Below are 16,725 nucleotides of genomic sequence, written 5' to 3' on the forward strand. Positions count from 1 at the left end.
TAGGTAAATTCATATTAGTAACCAGTGCATTGTAATGATATTGAGCAAAAACCGGATCATCGGCAAATAAAGACAATGCTTTGCCCCTGGCATTAGACTGCTCATCAATTTTCTGCCGAATCCCTACCACCTGGTGCGGTTTTTTTTTCCAACTGGGCGCCTGATAGTCAAAAGCAATCAGCTCTATGCCATCGTTCAGTGCCCACCAGCTTATTTCTTCTACCAGTGTGCTCCTGGTAATGGCTAATGGAGGGGCAAGGCAACCAAATAATGCATGCTACGCCGGTCTAAGTCATCCAGAAACGCACTATCACTCAAATCACTATCCGCCCGAAGCAACGAGACCTGTTTATCAACCGGCTTATATAAACTGTCCTCCAAAAAGGCCAATGCATTATTAGCTCCATGGCTGTTGCCCGGCCTTGGCCATGAATTGGCTACTATACGAATATCTGCGACAAAAGCCATCAAGAGGTGATGAGAATAACGCCTGTGCTTGCGCGGATTGTAACCTCGCGCCCGCCTTCTTGTTACCGATAGCGTACCATTACCGTTGAAGCCGGAGCTAGTGTTAATCCGTCAACGTGAAGATTACCAGAAAACCAGTGGTGTAAATTTCCAAATACCCGCATATTCATGCCTCCATCTAACTTCCTGAATACCCGCATGATTCTGTGAAATCAGGCGAAAATCTTCTAAGAGTAAAAACTGGAAGCTGTTGAGTCAGCATTATTCGAATATATTTCGCGACAGTTTCTCGCCAACCAAACTTGAAAAGGTTGACTAGGGCAAATTTTTGAAAAGCGCAGGATCAAGCAGGAGAGTTTCGACATCATAACTATAATCTTCCATGCTATCACTTACTTGGCTGACTGGTCGCAGGGGTAAGGAAATAATTAAATACATACATTTCATAGGGTTTTTCATCTGGTTTCTTTGAAACGTGAATACGTTTTACATTAAGAATTAATATTTTCATACTTTCTCCTGATAATTAATATCCTTGTTTGACTTATGGGGATATGAAAAGTATGATTAATTAACAATTGAACGTATCAATTTTGATACATAAAGGAGGAAAATATGATAGAACTAAAAGATTACATTGAAATTGGCGTAGAAAAAGCAGGGACTCAAATAGAATTGGCTAAAAGAATAGGTATTTTGGATGTAAATTTGAGAATGGCTAAAGCTGGAAAAAGAGGTCTTCCAGTAGATGCTTGTATATTGCTTGCAGATTACGTAAAAGTAGATAGGTTAGAAGTAATCGCGGCAAGTAATCTGGTTACTGAAAAAGATGAAAGAAGAAGGAGAATCTTTGAAAGCTGTTTTAAGAAATCAAACAGCGCGGCGGCAAGTATAACAATGGCTCTACTTATCACAATGACTTTGACATTGGCACCAACTAAGCCCGCCGATGCTGGATGTCTAATACCCATAAGTAACACTGTACATATTATGCAAAAGATCATAGTAAACGGGTTAGAAGGAAAGCGAATTATCTGACCTATTTTTGAGGTAGGCTGTTTAGGCCTTTATCTGCGAAACGGTTTCACGGGCTAACCAAATGACGACACAGCAAGCACAGTTCTTCACAATCAACGCCTGATTCATCCAGGCGTTTTTTAATACATCTCTGCAAATTACACACTCCTACGTCAAGGCAAAATCAAAAAAGCTTCATAAATTAATTGACTTTTTGCTTCTGGCTAATATCATGAATAAATCCTGCACTATTCCATACAATTTCACCCTGTGTGGAATTGATACCGTATTCTTTTAATAATTGTTTAAACAAGGAATATTGGAAAGGATCAGCAAAAGCTGGAACTAAAAAAGGTTGACCATCAAGTTCATAAACAATCAAAGCCAGTTCTGACCCATCGGATAAAGGAATAACAATTGCTTCCTTGAATTTATGCGGCCCCATAGATTAATATTCACCCATAGAATATCGCTTCCCTTATGGCCTTTTAAGATTCTTCAATCTCAACTTGAAATTTTCAAGAGCCATCAATCGCATCAATAATAAAATCATAGAACTTCCAATAACTTTGAAGGTATTCAATAAAAATACCATTAATATTCTCCCAAATAGTAATAAAACCATACGACTAAATAAGAAGAGAAATCATGACGGATAAACAAGTAACAATCAAGTAATTGTGGTTATTATTTTAGAATAAAAGCATGAAAGTTATGTAACCGAATTGAAGTTGAAAACAGGTGTGATACTAGAAATATAAATGGTATACATGGATGCCCTAAAGATAAGACTGCAACAAAAAACTCAGGCGGTTTCAAGTTGGAAGTGCAACTTTTATAAGATAACAAGAGGCAAGCTGAGATAGCATCCGAGCTTCTTGCGCGATCAAATAAAAGAAGCACAGTTGAAGCACTGTCAGCAGCTCACCCGAGAACAACACTATCAAATTTAGGGATTACGAAGAGCATGTTTAAGAAAGGAGAGATAGCGAATAAAGCTGGTGTGAACAAGTCTGTGATCTTGCGCAAACTCAGGCGCAATAGAGGACAACGCGGCTGGCATCTGCAGCAAGCGTAGGAGTTACGAGATAAACGCGTGAAGCAGAAAGCCAAGGCTAAGGTAATTTGGCCGGGAAGACCGGATTAATTCCATTTCTAAATCAAAACTGACTTTGTCGGCTTCATCTTGCTGTATTATTTTATGTTGTCTGCGGCCCGCCTTCGCATCATTTTTGATTTAGAAATGGAATAAGGTAAACGGGGTGATTAGGCAGGATATGCGTCCTGAACAGGCATCAGCCGACTTGAACTGGAAAGTGAATTCTCCATAAGCCATGAAACCATCGATCAGTGCCTCTTGTGCAGACAAACTGGCAGGAAGTGATTGGTGGCAACCTATGCGCTGTCAGAAACCGCGACGCAAGCACTATGCAAAGTAGAGCGCACGTATAGGTAATTGGGAAGGTAATAGCATAATCGACAAGCACAATCAGCGAGTGCGGATCACCCTGAGCCAGAGAAAATTTATTGCTTAAGAGATTTTATCTCTAAACATAAAATACGCTGCCCCTATCATGCAAAGACCAGCCCATAAATAATCCAGTTTTAATGGTTCTTTTAAATAAAAAACAGCGAAAGGTATAAAAATACTTAATGTGATGACTTCTTGAATGATCTTAAGTTGTCCAACGCTAAACACTGCATATCCGATTCTATTTGCAGGAACTTGAAACATATATTCGAGAGAAGCTACTAACCAGCTTATTATAGCTGCAACAAACCAAGGGGCAGAATTCAATTCCTTGAGATGTGCATACCAGGCAAAAGTCATAAAAACATTACTTATGACAAGTAAAGAGATACTAATCAGTATTGGGTTCATAGTACTAAGAATGCTATTTAATTTTTCCTACCATCTTTTCGGGGTTAACCCATGCATCAAATTCTTCTGCAGTAACATAACCTAATGAAAGTGCCGCCTCTTTTAACGAGATTTCTTCACGATATGCTTTTTTAGCAATTTCTGCAGCTTTGTCATAACCAATGTAAGGATTTAAGGCTGTCACGAGCATTAAAGAATGTCGCATCAACATATTAATACGTTCGATATTGGCTGTTATGCCTACTGCACAGTGGTCGTTAAAACTCATGATTCCATCTGCGAGCAAGCGCACACTTTGTAGGAAATTATGGATAATCAATGGCTTCATTACATTAAGCTCAAAATTACCCATTGCACCACCCATATTAATAGCGACGTCATTACCCATTATCTGGCAACATAGCATGGTCATGGCTTCTGATTGAGTAGGATTAACTTTGCCAGGCATGATTGAGCTGCCGGGCTCATTTTCCGGGATTTTGATTTCGCCAATTCCGCAGCGAGGACCAGAAGCCAGCCAACGAATATCATTGGCAATTTTTATTAAAGATGCGGCCAGTGTTTTTAATGCGCCATGAGCATGTACGAGCGCATCATTTGCAGCAAGTGCTTCAAATTTGTTCGGAGCAGTGACAAAAGGAAATTGAGTTAATTTGGCAATTTCAGTCGCTACACGCACAGCAAAATCAGGATGTGTATTCAATCCGGTTCCGACAGCTGTTCCACCCAAAGCCAGTTCATATAAATGAGATAACGATGCCTCAACGTGTTTGAGCCCATGATCTAATTGCGAAACATATGCAGAAAATTCCTGGCCTAGCGTTAAAGGGGTAGCATCTTGTAAATGAGTTCTGCCTATCTTGACAATAGGGTTGAATTCTTCAGATTTAGTAAATAAGGTTTGGCGTAATGACTGAATAGCCGGTATTAATTGATTATGAATTAGCTGAACTGCAGCCACATGCATTGCCGTTGGGAATACATCGTTGGATGATTGTGCTTTATTCACATCGTCATTGGGATGAACTTTCCGTTGACTACCACGCCCTCCGCCCAATAATTCAGAAGCACGATTTGCCAATACTTCATTCATATTCATATTAGTTTGTGTGCCAGAGCCCGTTTGCCAAACAGCGAGTGGAAATTCCGTTTCATGTTGCCCAGCCATCACTTCATCAGCAGCTCTAATAATAGCATTGGTAACAGTTTCATCAAGCAAACCCAGTTGACAATTAACGTAGGCTGCTGCGCGCTTTACCAATGCAAGCGCGTGGATTAGCGTGGCCGGCATTTTCTCATTGGAAATCTTGAAATTTTGTAAAGATCGTTGTGTCTGCGCACCCCATAACACATGGGCAGGAACTTGGATAGCGCCCATTGCATCATGTTCTACTCTGAAATCATCCATTACAGCTACCTATCCTATCAATTTAAGTAATATACTCGGCTGCTAACCCCGTGTATTTGATTGTTCCTCAAACGCTTCTAGGAAAACAGCAGGCTCCGGTTTCCAATCTTTCTTGCGGTGTTCTGCGATGACATTCGTAAAAATTCCACCTCGCACAAAAAATTTAGCTATGAGCCGCATATATCTTGGCCTTAGAGCAGCCACCAAGTCATCAAGAATTTGATTAGTTACTGCCTCATGGAATGCTCCCTCATCACGGTAAGACCAAATATAGAGCTTAAGACTTTTTAATTCGACACATTTTTTATCAGGAATATAATCCAAAATCAGTCTGGCAAAATCAGGTTGTCCTGTTTTAGGGCATAAACAGGTAAATTCTGGTATCTCCATATGAATCCGGTAATCCCTGGCAGTAAATGGATTATCGAACGTTTCTAGCTTTTTTGAGGGCTTACTTGCCATGCGACAGGTCTCTTCAATTCGGTTAGTTAAGGTGAAATCAGTTAAAATAGCTTTTGAAGTAATTCTTAAATCAAATTATACCAATTTTATTTGTTATTCAATTGCGTCTATCCCAAATCAAACTTGCTGGCTTTAAGTCTTTTGTAGAACCAACCACCATTCTTATTCCAGGTAATCTGGTTGGTATTGTTGGACCGAACGGATGTGGAAAATCAAATGTTATTGATGCGGTTCGTTGGGTATTAGGTGAATCCCGGGCGACGGCTTTGCGTGGAGAGTCAATACAAGATGTCATCTTCAGTGGATCAATTAGTCGAAAGCCTGTTGGGCGCGCGAGTGTAGAGCTAATTTTTGATAATAAACTTGGAAAAGTAGCCAGCCGATGGGCAGCTTACAGCGAGATATCTATCAAGCGTGTCATTCAACGAGATAGTGAATCGAATTATTACATCAATAATACCCATGTGCGTCGTCGAGATATTACCGATATTTTTCTCGGGACAGGGGTAAGTGGGCGCGGTTATGCCATCATTGAACAAGGGATGATTTCCCGGATTATCGATGCCAAACCTATGGAGTTACGCGTATTTCTTGAAGAAGCCGCCGGTATTTCCCGATATCGTGAGCGGCGGCACGAAACAGAACTGCGGTTGATTGATACACGCGGAAATCTCATGCGTGTAGAAGACATTCTTCAAGAACTGGGAAAGCAATTACAGCATTTAGAGAAACAGGCGGAGATCGCCCAGAAATTTGGTGCGTTGCAAAAACAATTAAACACTACTTGTCATATTTTATGGTTATTTCAAAAACAAGAAGCGATTGCAAAACGCATTCATGCTGAGAAGCAAATTCAACAACTTGAGCTTGAGCTGGCAAATGAAGTAACCAGTTTGCACGAACTAGACAAGGAACTCGAAAAGGCGCGTGCACAGCAACACGCTGTAAGTGAGCAACAGCATCAGATGCAAGGAGAATTATATGCAATCAATGCTGAGATTGCGCGCATTGAGCAAAAACTGCAGCACACACGGGAAAATAGAGAATATTTCGCCAAACAAATCTCTACAGTCGAAATACAGCTAGAAAACAATCAGCATCAAAAGCAAGAGGCATTTGATCATCTTAATCACTGGTGTAGTGAAATTGAGCAAGCAAGATTGCTTTGTGTAACTAGCAGCCAAAATTACCACTCAGAGAATGAGAAATTGCCGGAACTAGAATTAGTTTTTCGCACGAGCCAAGATCAATTATTTACTGTGCAGAAAAATTTGTTACTTGCCCAGCAAACAGAAAAACTGCATCAAAGCCACCTTATTCATGCCGATAAAGTCATCCAACAATTAAGCTCACGCCATGAGCGCTTGATCCAGGAAAAGAATTCTCAACCGCAAATCGATAAAACAGAACTTACTAACTTAACAGAAGAAAAAAATCAGATCATAGCTAATTTGAAAGAGCAACAAGATGTTTTAACTGAAGCAGAAAGTCAGCTAAAAACGAGTGAGTATACTCGAAAAGAAGCTTTGCAGAATGTTCAATCTGTTCAACAGAAACTTACTCAAATTCAAGCCCACCATGCCGCTTTACAGCAAATTCAACGTCGACTCGAAAATAATAAAGCATTAGATAAATGGATATCTCAGCTTCAATTAGATTTATTACCGCGCTTATGGCAATACATACAAATAGAAAAAGGTTGGGAAAATGCGCTAGAAGCTGTTTTGCGTGAGCGGATCAATGCTACAGGTGTTGAGCGTCTCGAAATTGCTTTAAATTGGAAGAATAACCCGCCTCCTGGGAAATGGTCCATCTTTGAAGTCACTCCCATCAAAGATTGCTCTACAAGCGATCATCTACGGCATGAAAAAAATCAATGGAAACCTCTTAGCACCTATCTAAATTATGCGCAGGCTACTATTCAACCCATTGTGGAATCATGGCTAAGCGGCATATTTACCATTAGCGATATTGAAACAGGTCTCATCCAGCAAAAACAGCTTCTTCCAAGCGAAATGTTAGTGACTCCTGAAGGTCATGTGTTTACTTGCGGGAGCTTAAGCTATTACGCGGCCGATTCGCAATTACATGGGGTACTAGCACGGCAACGTGAAATAGCCCAGATTGAAATTGATATTGATACACTTGAGAAAGAGCTAACGTATGCTCACTCAACATTGGCTGAAGTAGAAGGAAGGTGTGACGAACTTAAAGTAACAATATCGGAGCTAGGTAGCGAGGTAACGCAACTAAAGCAGCAAGAGCACGCGTTGCAGCTTCAAATCGTACAGCTTTCGCAGCTTATAGAACGTGTTTCCCAGCGGCACCATCAAATTGAAGATGAGTTAATCGAAATTTCACATCAGATATCAATTGAATACACGCAAAAGCAAGAAGCAGAAATAAAACTGGTTGAAGGTAAAGCGCAAATAACTAATCTGGAAGAGCAGCTACAGCAAATCAAGTTAACTGGTGAAATTGCCGAGCAGACTCTAAATGAACATCGATCACTAGTACAAAATTTGGCAGAGAAAATGCGTGAAACTATTTTTCATGAAAAGAATTGTCAGCATAAAATTGAGCAATTAGAAAACGATGTTCAAGCAATCAGCAAAAACATCGCTAATTTAACAGAAAACCTGGATAAATTGCATCATGCACAAGCAGATTTGGATGACCGGCCTCTTCAAGCTCAGCTTAACGAATGGTTGGCAAAGAAGATGCATCATGAACAGATGCTAACCTCAGTTCGTCATGATCTAGAAAATACAACCGAGACGCTACGTGAAACAGAGCAAGCACGGCTTAAATCGGAGCAAAAATCATATCAACTCCGAGAATCTATCAATCCAATACGATTCAAGGAGCAGGAAGCGCATTTAACAGAAAATCAATTTAACGAGAAACTTGTGGAGGCTGGTGCTAAAGAAGATGAATTGCTGCCTTTATTGAACAATGTGCAGCCTTCCAGATTAAAAGCAGAAATTAATCGAATTAATACTGAAATTACAGCACTTGGCGCTGTTAATCTTGCTGCATTGGAGGAACTAGAAGCATCACAAGCGCGTAAAATATATCTTGATGAACAAGCTACTGATTTGAAAGAAGCAGTCACTACTTTAGAAAATGCCATTCGGCAAATTGACCGCGAAACACGTGAACGCCTAATGCAAACCTTTGATAAAGTGAATACACATTTAGGCGAATTATTCACAGCCATATTTGGTGGAGGTCAAGCAAGACTCGTTTTAAGCGGTGAAGAAATCCTTGATGCAGGTATGCAGCTCACTGCACAGCCTCCCGGTAAAAAAAATAACTCTATTCATTTACTCTCGGGTGGGGAAAAGGCACTTACCGCTTTAGCTCTCGTATTTTCATTATTCCAACTTAATCCTGCGCCCTTTTGTTTACTTGATGAAGTGGATGCGCCTTTAGATGACAATAATTCAATACGTTTTTGTGATCTTGTAAAACGAATGTCGAGAGAAACTCAATTCTTGTTCATCAGTCACAGCAAAACTACTATACAAATGGCAGAGCAACTAATTGGGGTTACCATGCAAGAACAAGGTGTTTCACGTATAGTTACAGTAGATCTCGATAAAGCCATAAACTCAAACAAAGAAATAGGTATAGTCTAAAACTTATTTAAAGACGGCAAGAGGTTATAATTATAATGATTGAAATTAAAATATTGGCTTATTAAACATGAATGAGCGACTTTGAGTATGAGTGACTTACAAATCATCCTAATTATTATCGGTGTTATTATTATTGGTGGTGTAGTTCTATTTAACTGGCTACAGCAGATGCGTTATCGGCGTAACGTCAAACGGTCATTTGAGCATGAGCATGAAGATGCATTATTGAAAATGGGTAAAACTGTTTGGGAGAATGAACGTATCGAACCTAAATTCAGTACTGACCCCATCCAAGAATTGCAAACTGAATCTAATTCGACAAAAGAAAAAGCACGTTTAGAACCTGAAGAACTGTCTATTGATGAGCCACTAGAAGAGCATAAATCTATTAATTTTGACAGCACCATTAACTATATCACGAGTATTCGGGCTAACAAGCTGATCTCTAACGATAAACTAACTGAGATATTGCAGCAGAAATTTGACTTTGGAAAACCTGTCCATTGGTATGGACTGAGTCAAGATGGTCAAACCTGGGAAGAAATTTCTATTGAATCACTTCATACGAAAGGTGGCTATATATATTTAAATGGCTGTTTGCAGCTGGTTGATCGAGCTGGTCCAGTAAGTGAAGTTAATTTATCTCGATTCCGTGATATGGTCGAAGATTTTGCCTTACAAGTAAGCGCAGTCGCTGATTGCCCTGATATTTCGAATGCCTATATAAGAGCAGTATCACTCGACAAATTTTGTGCAGAAGTAGATATAGTGATGGGTATTAATATTATCAGCAAAGATGGCGGTGCTTTCGTTGGAACGAAAATACGCGCCTTGGCTGAAGCAGCTGGCTTTCGGCTTGAATCTGAGGGTGCATTCAGATATCGCGATGAAAATAATACAGTATTGTTCTCTCTGGGTAACTATGAAGCAACGCCCTTCTTGCCTGCCAATATGCGTACGCTTACCACACATGGGATTACTTTTTTGTTTGATGTTCCAAGAGTAGCAAATGGCGAGAAAGTATTTGATCAAATGGCTCATCTTGCTAGACTTTTTTCTTCTACCCTAAATGGTATTATGGTAGATGATAATCGTGTACCACTAAGTGATAACGGTATCAGGAGGAGTAGAGAACAACTTATAAATATTCAAGCTACCATGGCAGCGCATCATATTCCTGCTGGTAGTGACACCGCATTAAAATTATTTATTTGACCACGACTACCAAAACTCATCAATTCGTTACGCGAAAGCGCGGATTATTTCCGCAGATGAAGGATACGAGAGAAAAGATAATAAATGGTATTTAATTTATATAAATAATTTTCTTCAAGTGAGATACCATATTGAGCAAGATGATTAGCTTGCTCAAGCATGTGTAAGAAAACCAGAAATAAATTTCTAATTGAAAGCTAACTCTCATCTCGAGAGATTTTTTGAATTAAAATCTTCTAAGCTTAACCCATTAATATTTTGCAACGATATTGTTTATTTCTAAAGAAACATACAACTAATGAATTGGTCTGAACTATATTGGCATCGAATTACACCTCTTCATATAATTCTTTGGCCATTTAGTTTAATTTTTAGACTGTTATTAGTATTTAAGCGATTATTATATCGGCTTGGTATATTGCATTCGGTTAAGACACCTGCGCCCATAATTATTGTTGACAGTATTACTGTTAATGATGCTGGTAAGACATCTCTCATCATTTGGTTAATTCATCTTTTAAAAGCTTTCGGATTAAACCCTGGTATCATTAGTCGCGGCTATTCTGAAAATTATGGATCGCCCCTTGCCGTTACGCTCTCGAGTAAACCTGGTATTGTAGGAAATAAATCCTTACTGATGGCTTATCTAAGTAGAAATATTTGCCCAATATGGATTGGTCATGATCGCGTAAAGGTTGCGCAGGCCCTACTTACAGCTCATCCTGAATGTAATGTACTCATTTGTGATGATGGTTTACAGGATCTCCGATTGCAGCGAGATTTGGAGATTATTGTACTTGATCAGAGTAAACTGAGTTTCGGTAATGGCTTAATTTTACCGGCCGGGCCTTTACGTGATAGTTTATCGTATCTAAACAAAGTAGATGCAGTAGTGATGAATGAAAAAAGCAGTAGGCTATCCATAAATAATGTCGGAAATGAGATTAAAACATTTCATATGAGGCCAGGAAATGAATATTTCATTAATTTGCTTGACTCGAATGTTCATTCCGAAATTTCTACATTTAAGGGTAAATCTATTCATGTTATTACGGATATCAATCATTCTCATGATTTTTTAGAGCAACTAAGATATCTGAAATTAAATGTAAAGTCTCATTCAATTATCAATATTGACCCATTTATTGAAAAAAATTTACAGCTTCCTGATGCTGAAATTATTCTTTTGAGAGAAGAGGATGCTGTAAAATGTTTGGATCAAGCCAATGAAAAATTTTGGGTACTGCATGAAGAAATAGCAATAGACATTGGATTACGAGAAATTATTTTAAAAAAATTAAGAGAAAAATTTATGGACGCAAAACTTTTAGATATCCTAGTATGTCCATTGTGTAAAGGCCCTTTAATTTATAAGAAAAATGAAAGAGAATTAATTTGTAAACCTGATCGCTTAGCTTTTCCAATCAGAGACGGTATCCCAGTCATGCTAGAAGAAGAAGCTCGAAGACTCCCTGCAGAAGAAGAAATTTAACTTTCTTAATTCTGAAAATCAAAAATAATTTTTTTCTGCTTTTAATTAAAGCGATCAATTTATTTCCTTCTCCATTTCCATCTTAACCATATTCGTAATTGTCGAAATTTATCAACATTGATACTGTCTGGAAAAATGACGATATTACGAGAAAAAACCGAATATGGAGATTTCATACACAATACAGTCAAATAGGGTGTGACGAAAGTATCGCTCTTAATAATAAATGTAATATGCTCATTAGATTGAGTTTGTGCTGTGCAAGTAAATCCATCTTCTGAAAAATGTAAAGATACAATTGATTGAGATGAAAGAAGTAACGCATGATAGCGCAAGTATAAGCATAAGCTTATAGCGAGTAAAATAGCCCCTATTAATTTAATGAATATCGACCAATCCATCTTCCATAAAATACAAGCAACTGCAAAATGTGCAATGCATAACAAGAAGGTATATTGTCTTGATGATTTAAGATGAATGGTTAATTCTGGCATAAATAAAAATCATTAATCGTTTTCTCTGATCAGATAAATCCTTATGAATCCTGTTTGGCAGACTTTTTTACAAGAACACCATGCTACTATTGAAAAAGGGCAAGTTATACATTTCAGAGAAGATAATGCTATAGAGATCAAAAATGCTCAAACTGATACCATTCTGGTTGATCTCTCTCATTTTGGTCTAATTCATTTCTCAGGAGAAGAAGTATTAACTTTCTTACAAGGACAGCTAACCTGTGATTTGAGAAAAGTCAATCATCAGATTGCCCAATATGGTAGCTATTGCACCCCTAAAGGTCGAATACTAGCAAATTTTATAATTTGGTCACAAGCAGACCACAATGGATATTTCATGCAATTACCTTCCACTCTGCTTGAAGCTGTTTCTAAACGCCTGTTAATGTACATACTGCGCGCCAAGGTGCGATTAAACGACAGCAGCGATTCTATGATACGTATTGGTATCGCAGGAAATAAAGCGAAATCGTTAATTGAAGAAGTATTCCACAACACAGCCCTCCCTATCTCACCGCTTGGAATAGTCCATTCTGCGCAAGGAAGTATTTTATGCCGAGATACCAATCGCTATGAAATTATCACAACGCTAGATCATGCGGTCATGATATGGCCACATTTAGCTTTACAGGCATTACCAGTTGGCACTATCTGCTGGGATTGGTTGGAAATTAGAGCTGGCATTCCAGTTATTTTACCCATAACCCAAGAGCAATTTATTCCTCAAATGGTGAATCTGGATATTACGGGAGGGGTTGGTTTCCAGAAAGGATGCTATCCAGGACAGGAAATTATTGCAAGAACACAATATCTTGGCAAATTAAAGCGTCGCATGTATTTGGTCAACATTGCTTCATCCCAACCAGTCATGGCTGGTGATCAGTTATTTAGCGCTGAATTGCCAGAACAGTCATGCGGTATGATAGTTAATGCCGCACCCTCCCCTGAAGGTGGTTTTGATGCACTCGCTGTCATTCAAACCAATAGTGTTGCATCAGGTAAAATATTTTGGAAGCGTCTGGAAGGTCCTGTATTACAGATTTTTTCTCTGCCTTATCTTTTACCTCAATAAAGGGCACCTCTAAAAATTCAGAGTTTTAAACAAGACAAGGCGAGAACAAAAAATGTTGACGCAGCATATGATAGATATGTAATTCCATTTCTAAATCAAAAGATAATTATTAATTATGTCAAGTAATTGAAATTACATCGATAAAAATTCAATAAATACACTTTAGATTTAAAAATGGAATAAGGAAACATTTTTTGTCAACAACGACGTATTGTGACGAAATATGGATTTTTAGAGGTGCCCTAAAGTTAAATGCCAGTAATTGCATTGATAGTCAGGAATATTTTTATCAAAATAAAGAATACAGTAACTGGTTGATATTTATTCAGAAAGCATCCTATCTTAAGCTATCTTAAATAAACTAAAGAAATTATTAGTGGTGATTGCCGCGATTTCCGTCAGACTCACCTCCCGCAACTTAGCAATCTCCTCAGCAATATAGCGTACGAAAGCAGGTTGATTAGTCTTTCCACGATAGGGAACTGGAGCAAGATAAGGAGAATCTGTTTCAATCAGAATGCGATCAAGAGGAATTTTTCGAGCGACATCTTTAACAAGCGTAGCATTTTTAAAAGTAATAATGCCAGAAAACGAAATATAAAAATTCATTTCAATTGCCTGTTGGGCAACTTCCCAGCTTTCGGTAAAACAATGCATCACCCCCCCTATACTATCTGCCCCTTCTTCAGCCATGATACGTAGCGTATCAGCCGCTGCCGCTCGGGTATGAATGATAAGAGGTTTACTGCATTGCTTGGCAGCTTGAATATGCTGACGGAAGCGTTCTCTTTGCCATTCCAGATCTCCTTTAAGGCGAAAATAATCCAGTCCCGTTTCTCCAATCGCAACAACTTTAGGATGATTAGCAAGGTTCGCTAATTGAGGAGCATCTGGTTCGATTAAGTTTTCATAATCAGGGTGTACACCCACAGAGGCAAAAAGATTGTCATGTGATTCCGCCAAAGCTCGCACACGAGGGAAATTTTCCAAATTAACACTAACACATAATGCGTGGGTAACATTATTTTGTTGCATATTGCCAAGAATCTCATCAAGATTATTGGCAAGATCAGGGAAATCCAAGTGGCAGTGGGAATCAACAAACATGATAATAAATTATTCGGTTCAAATTATTATGGATTATTGGTATTATTAACAGTTTCTCTTCTGGCATCCGCCCAGCAGTTAGGGGTTTCATACAATCGAACCTGTTCCAATGCGAGCCGATTTCCATAAGTATCTTGAAATGCAACATCTAATATATGAAAGGCTTTAATTGCTAAGTTTTCTGCCGTCGGTTGCGTATCTAAAATAACTGTTTTATGATCTTTCAGTGATTGCAAAAACTCAACTACAAGAGTATCGCCGGCATATGCGAGAAAAGCATGATCCCATTTATCGACCAGGACATCTTTCGCTATTCGTTTAATTTCAGAGAAATCCATAACCATGCCTTGTTCTGCCACGCCCTCGTCAGAAATAATATTGCCTGATAAAGTAATTTCTATCACATAACGGTGGCCGTGCAAATGGCGGCACTGACTGTTATGAGTGGAAATACGATGGCCAGCATCAAATTCTAATCTTCGCGTAATCAACATTTGATGGATTATACCATTGCAGCCTATTCCTAAACTATTAAGCGTTTCAGATCATAGCCGAGATAGCATTAGCATGACCTATGTTTATCCTGTTATCTCACGTCGAGCTTCTGGCGTATCAATAGGAATCAATCTGAATCCTAATAATGCCTGTAATTGGCGATGTATTTATTGCCAAGTACCCAATCTCAAACGTGGTTCTGCACCAATAATTGATTTAGTCAAGCTGGAACAAGAATTACGCACTTTTCTTCATGAATTGTTTTATGGACGCTTTATGCTGGATAAGGTGCCACAACTAGCCAGGCGTATCAATGATATCGCCTTGTCAGGGAATGGAGAACCCACGAGCGCAAAAGAGTTCGAGCAAGTCATCAGTTTGATTGAGCTGGTTAAACATGATTTTCCCTTACCAGAAGAACTCAAATTAGTTCTGATTACCAATGGCAGTTTGGTTGATCGAGCTCATGTCCAGCGAGGGCTTAGCCATATGGCGAAGCTAAATGGTGAGATATGGTTCAAGTTAGATAGCGTGACGCAAGAAGGCAGAATGCGTATCAATAATACCCGCATGAGCCTAAAGAAAATGCATGCCAACTTAAAAATAGCAGCATCATTATGCCCTACCTGGGTGCAAACGTGTGTGCTTGAAATAGATGGAAAGCCTCCTGCTGAGAGAGAAATCAACGCTTATCTTGAATTTCTCTATAAGGTAAAACAAGAAGGGATATCATTACAGGGAATATTGCTTTATGGATTAGCGCGTCCCTCTCTGCAACCTGAGGCACCTCGACTCTCAAAAGTTTCGGTGGCATGGATAGAATCATTTGCCGCAAGAATTAAAACGCTTGGGCTTGCGGTAAAGGTTCATGCATAGTCATAATCCATAAATCAGTCAATACCACACAAATTGACTGATTTATTAAAAGGGAATTTCTGGAATTATTTCAACTTTGCTGATTTTTTCAAGCTTTTATACAGATCAGGGTACTGTGCTTTTAGCATTGCAGCCACAATCAGATCGTCTCGTTTGATTTTGGTCAAATCAATCCGATCAATATGAACTAACCGTACCAATTCCCTGACAGCTTTTGGTATTTCTCGTCCACTCTCGTAACGTGAACCGCCACTTTGGGTTACACCTACCTTATTCCAGAATTCTTGTTGATTAAGACCAAGCTTCTGCCGAATTTCCCTTGGGTTAGGTATTTTTTTAAATAGTTTCATTCTTTTTTTTCGAATGTCATAAAGTTTACAAAAAAATAGACTAAAAGATCTATTTTTCGTTCCCATATCATTTAAAAAATCCTCCTAATGAAAGAATGCAATAATTCCCCCCAGTCTAAATATATATATGTCGAGCAATCTCTGCATTACTAATGCCTTAAGAACAAGAGGCAAGAATGCAATTGATTCGCATATTTAGAGCTAACTAAAAATATATGAAATTACTTTTTAAAAACATTGTGTGCATCAATGCTTAAGTGGAATTTTTTGAATAAATTATGCAGAAGTCCTTGCATTTGATTTGAACTCAAACTTACCTAAGTTCGATCAATTTTGATTAAATCGCATGTTATTAATAATATTTATTATAATACAATATATTATGAAGTATGAATTTTAAACGATTATGAGAAATACTTTTTGAGTAGACTCTAGGGTCTGTTGACGTTTTAAGATAAGTATTTCATAGATAGAAACAAACTCGTAATATTGGGGTTCCTACACCACCAACAAAACGAGTTTGCGATGCCCCGAATAATGCTCAATGATGAGTACTGGTCGAAGCTGGAGAAAATTCTGCTTCAAGAAGCGATTTATAACAAGCGCAATCTGCGCATGACGGTAGAAGGCATACTGTATCGAATGCGGGTTGGCTGTCCGTGGCGCGACCTGCCCAAGGTGTTCGGCTGCTGGAATTCCATCTATAAAAGATTCAATGCCTGGTC

General features: G+C 38.7%; 16 protein-coding genes and 1 pseudogene. 8 read left to right on the forward strand and 9 right to left on the reverse strand.

The genetic code is table 11. From position 1 onward, the window contains the following. Window positions 1-856: 856 nt before the first annotated feature. Window positions 857-979 carry a hypothetical protein gene (locus BM122_RS25165; protein ID WP_256212026.1) on the reverse strand — a complete coding sequence of 41 codons (123 nt, stop codon included), beginning with the start codon at window positions 977-979 and terminating at the stop codon, window positions 857-859. A 104-nt stretch (window positions 980-1,083) separates the two neighbouring features. On the opposite strand from BM122_RS25165, the gene BM122_RS11875 reads away from it, so the two are divergent. Then, entirely contained in the window at window positions 1,084-1,506 is a 423-nt protein-coding gene (locus BM122_RS11875) for a hypothetical protein (RefSeq protein WP_143083419.1), read from the forward strand. A gap of 181 nt (window positions 1,507-1,687) precedes the next feature. Here the strand turns inward: BM122_RS11875 and BM122_RS11880 are convergent, their stop codons facing one another. From BM122_RS11880 to queF, 4 genes are all read right to left on the reverse strand, one after another. Next, window positions 1,688-1,930, reverse strand: a complete 243-nt coding sequence (locus BM122_RS11880) for a hypothetical protein (RefSeq protein ID WP_074905753.1) — start codon at window positions 1,928-1,930, stop codon at window positions 1,688-1,690. 1,086 nt (window positions 1,931-3,016) lie between these two features. Then, window positions 3,017-3,367, reverse strand: a complete 351-nt coding sequence (locus tag BM122_RS11885; protein ID WP_074905754.1) for a DMT family protein — start codon at window positions 3,365-3,367, stop codon at window positions 3,017-3,019. 13 nt (window positions 3,368-3,380) lie between these two features. Beyond that, window positions 3,381-4,775, reverse strand: coding sequence for a class II fumarate hydratase (gene fumC / locus BM122_RS11890; protein WP_074905755.1), 1,395 nt, complete (start codon window positions 4,773-4,775; stop codon window positions 3,381-3,383). Window positions 4,776-4,817: 42 nt separating this feature from the next. Then, on the reverse strand, window positions 4,818-5,237 hold the full coding sequence (gene queF, locus BM122_RS11895) for a preQ(1) synthase (RefSeq protein WP_074905756.1): 420 nt from the start codon (window positions 5,235-5,237) through the stop codon (window positions 4,818-4,820). 101 nt (window positions 5,238-5,338) lie between these two features. Between queF and smc the strand changes: the two genes are divergently transcribed. The 4 genes and pseudogenes from smc to BM122_RS25170 all read left to right on the forward strand — a co-directional run bounded on the left by smc (window position 5,339) and on the right by BM122_RS25170 (window position 11,585). Then, window positions 5,339-8,878 carry a chromosome segregation protein SMC gene (smc, locus tag BM122_RS11900; protein WP_074905757.1) on the forward strand — a complete coding sequence of 1,180 codons (3,540 nt, stop codon included), beginning with the start codon at window positions 5,339-5,341 and terminating at the stop codon, window positions 8,876-8,878. 87 nt (window positions 8,879-8,965) lie between these two features. Continuing rightward, window positions 8,966-10,093 carry a cell division protein ZipA C-terminal FtsZ-binding domain-containing protein gene (locus BM122_RS11905; protein ID WP_074905758.1) on the forward strand — a complete coding sequence of 376 codons (1,128 nt, stop codon included), beginning with the start codon at window positions 8,966-8,968 and terminating at the stop codon, window positions 10,091-10,093. Between the two features lie 298 nt (window positions 10,094-10,391). Next, a pseudogene (gene lpxK / locus BM122_RS11910) lies at window positions 10,392-11,381 on the forward strand (tetraacyldisaccharide 4'-kinase); the annotation flags it as partial. Window positions 11,382-11,405: 24 nt separating this feature from the next. Then, a complete protein-coding gene (locus tag BM122_RS25170) occupies window positions 11,406-11,585 on the forward strand; it encodes a Trm112 family protein (RefSeq protein WP_256212028.1) in 180 nt (59 codons plus the stop codon). Window positions 11,586-11,644: 59 nt separating this feature from the next. On the opposite strand, the gene BM122_RS26075 is transcribed toward BM122_RS25170, so the two are convergent. Next, the gene (locus BM122_RS26075; RefSeq protein ID WP_074905760.1) at window positions 11,645-12,079 is read right to left on the reverse strand and encodes a protein YgfX; all 435 of its coding nucleotides are present in this window, start codon (window positions 12,077-12,079) and stop codon (window positions 11,645-11,647) included. Between the two features lie 43 nt (window positions 12,080-12,122). Between BM122_RS26075 and ygfZ the strand changes: the two genes are divergently transcribed. Further along, on the forward strand, window positions 12,123-13,172 hold the full coding sequence (ygfZ, locus tag BM122_RS11920; protein ID WP_074905761.1) for a CAF17-like 4Fe-4S cluster assembly/insertion protein YgfZ: 1,050 nt from the start codon (window positions 12,123-12,125) through the stop codon (window positions 13,170-13,172). A gap of 342 nt (window positions 13,173-13,514) precedes the next feature. Here the strand turns inward: ygfZ and BM122_RS11925 are convergent, their stop codons facing one another. Together BM122_RS11925 and queD are read right to left on the reverse strand one after the other, a co-directional pair. Next, window positions 13,515-14,279, reverse strand: coding sequence for a TatD family hydrolase (locus tag BM122_RS11925; RefSeq protein ID WP_074905762.1), 765 nt, complete (start codon window positions 14,277-14,279; stop codon window positions 13,515-13,517). A 26-nt stretch (window positions 14,280-14,305) separates the two neighbouring features. Next, window positions 14,306-14,773, reverse strand: coding sequence for a 6-carboxytetrahydropterin synthase QueD (gene queD, locus BM122_RS11930; RefSeq protein ID WP_074905763.1), 468 nt, complete (start codon window positions 14,771-14,773; stop codon window positions 14,306-14,308). Between the two features lie 73 nt (window positions 14,774-14,846). Here queD and BM122_RS11935 point away from each other — a divergent pair, with 73 nt between their 5' ends. After that, window positions 14,847-15,650 carry a radical SAM protein gene (locus BM122_RS11935; protein WP_074905764.1) on the forward strand — a complete coding sequence of 268 codons (804 nt, stop codon included), beginning with the start codon at window positions 14,847-14,849 and terminating at the stop codon, window positions 15,648-15,650. Between the two features lie 65 nt (window positions 15,651-15,715). Here BM122_RS11935 and BM122_RS11940 read toward each other — a convergent pair whose 3' ends face one another. Beyond that, entirely contained in the window at window positions 15,716-16,000 is a 285-nt protein-coding gene (locus BM122_RS11940; RefSeq protein WP_046851711.1) for a helix-turn-helix domain-containing protein, read from the reverse strand. A 525-nt stretch (window positions 16,001-16,525) separates the two neighbouring features. On the opposite strand from BM122_RS11940, the gene BM122_RS11945 reads away from it, so the two are divergent. After that, window positions 16,526-16,725: transposase (locus BM122_RS11945; RefSeq protein WP_143083420.1), on the forward strand; the 200-nt coding region annotated here is incomplete at its 3' end.

This window comes from Nitrosomonas communis (assembly GCF_900114745.1).
Classification (GTDB): domain Bacteria; phylum Pseudomonadota; class Gammaproteobacteria; order Burkholderiales; family Nitrosomonadaceae; genus Nitrosomonas; species Nitrosomonas communis_A.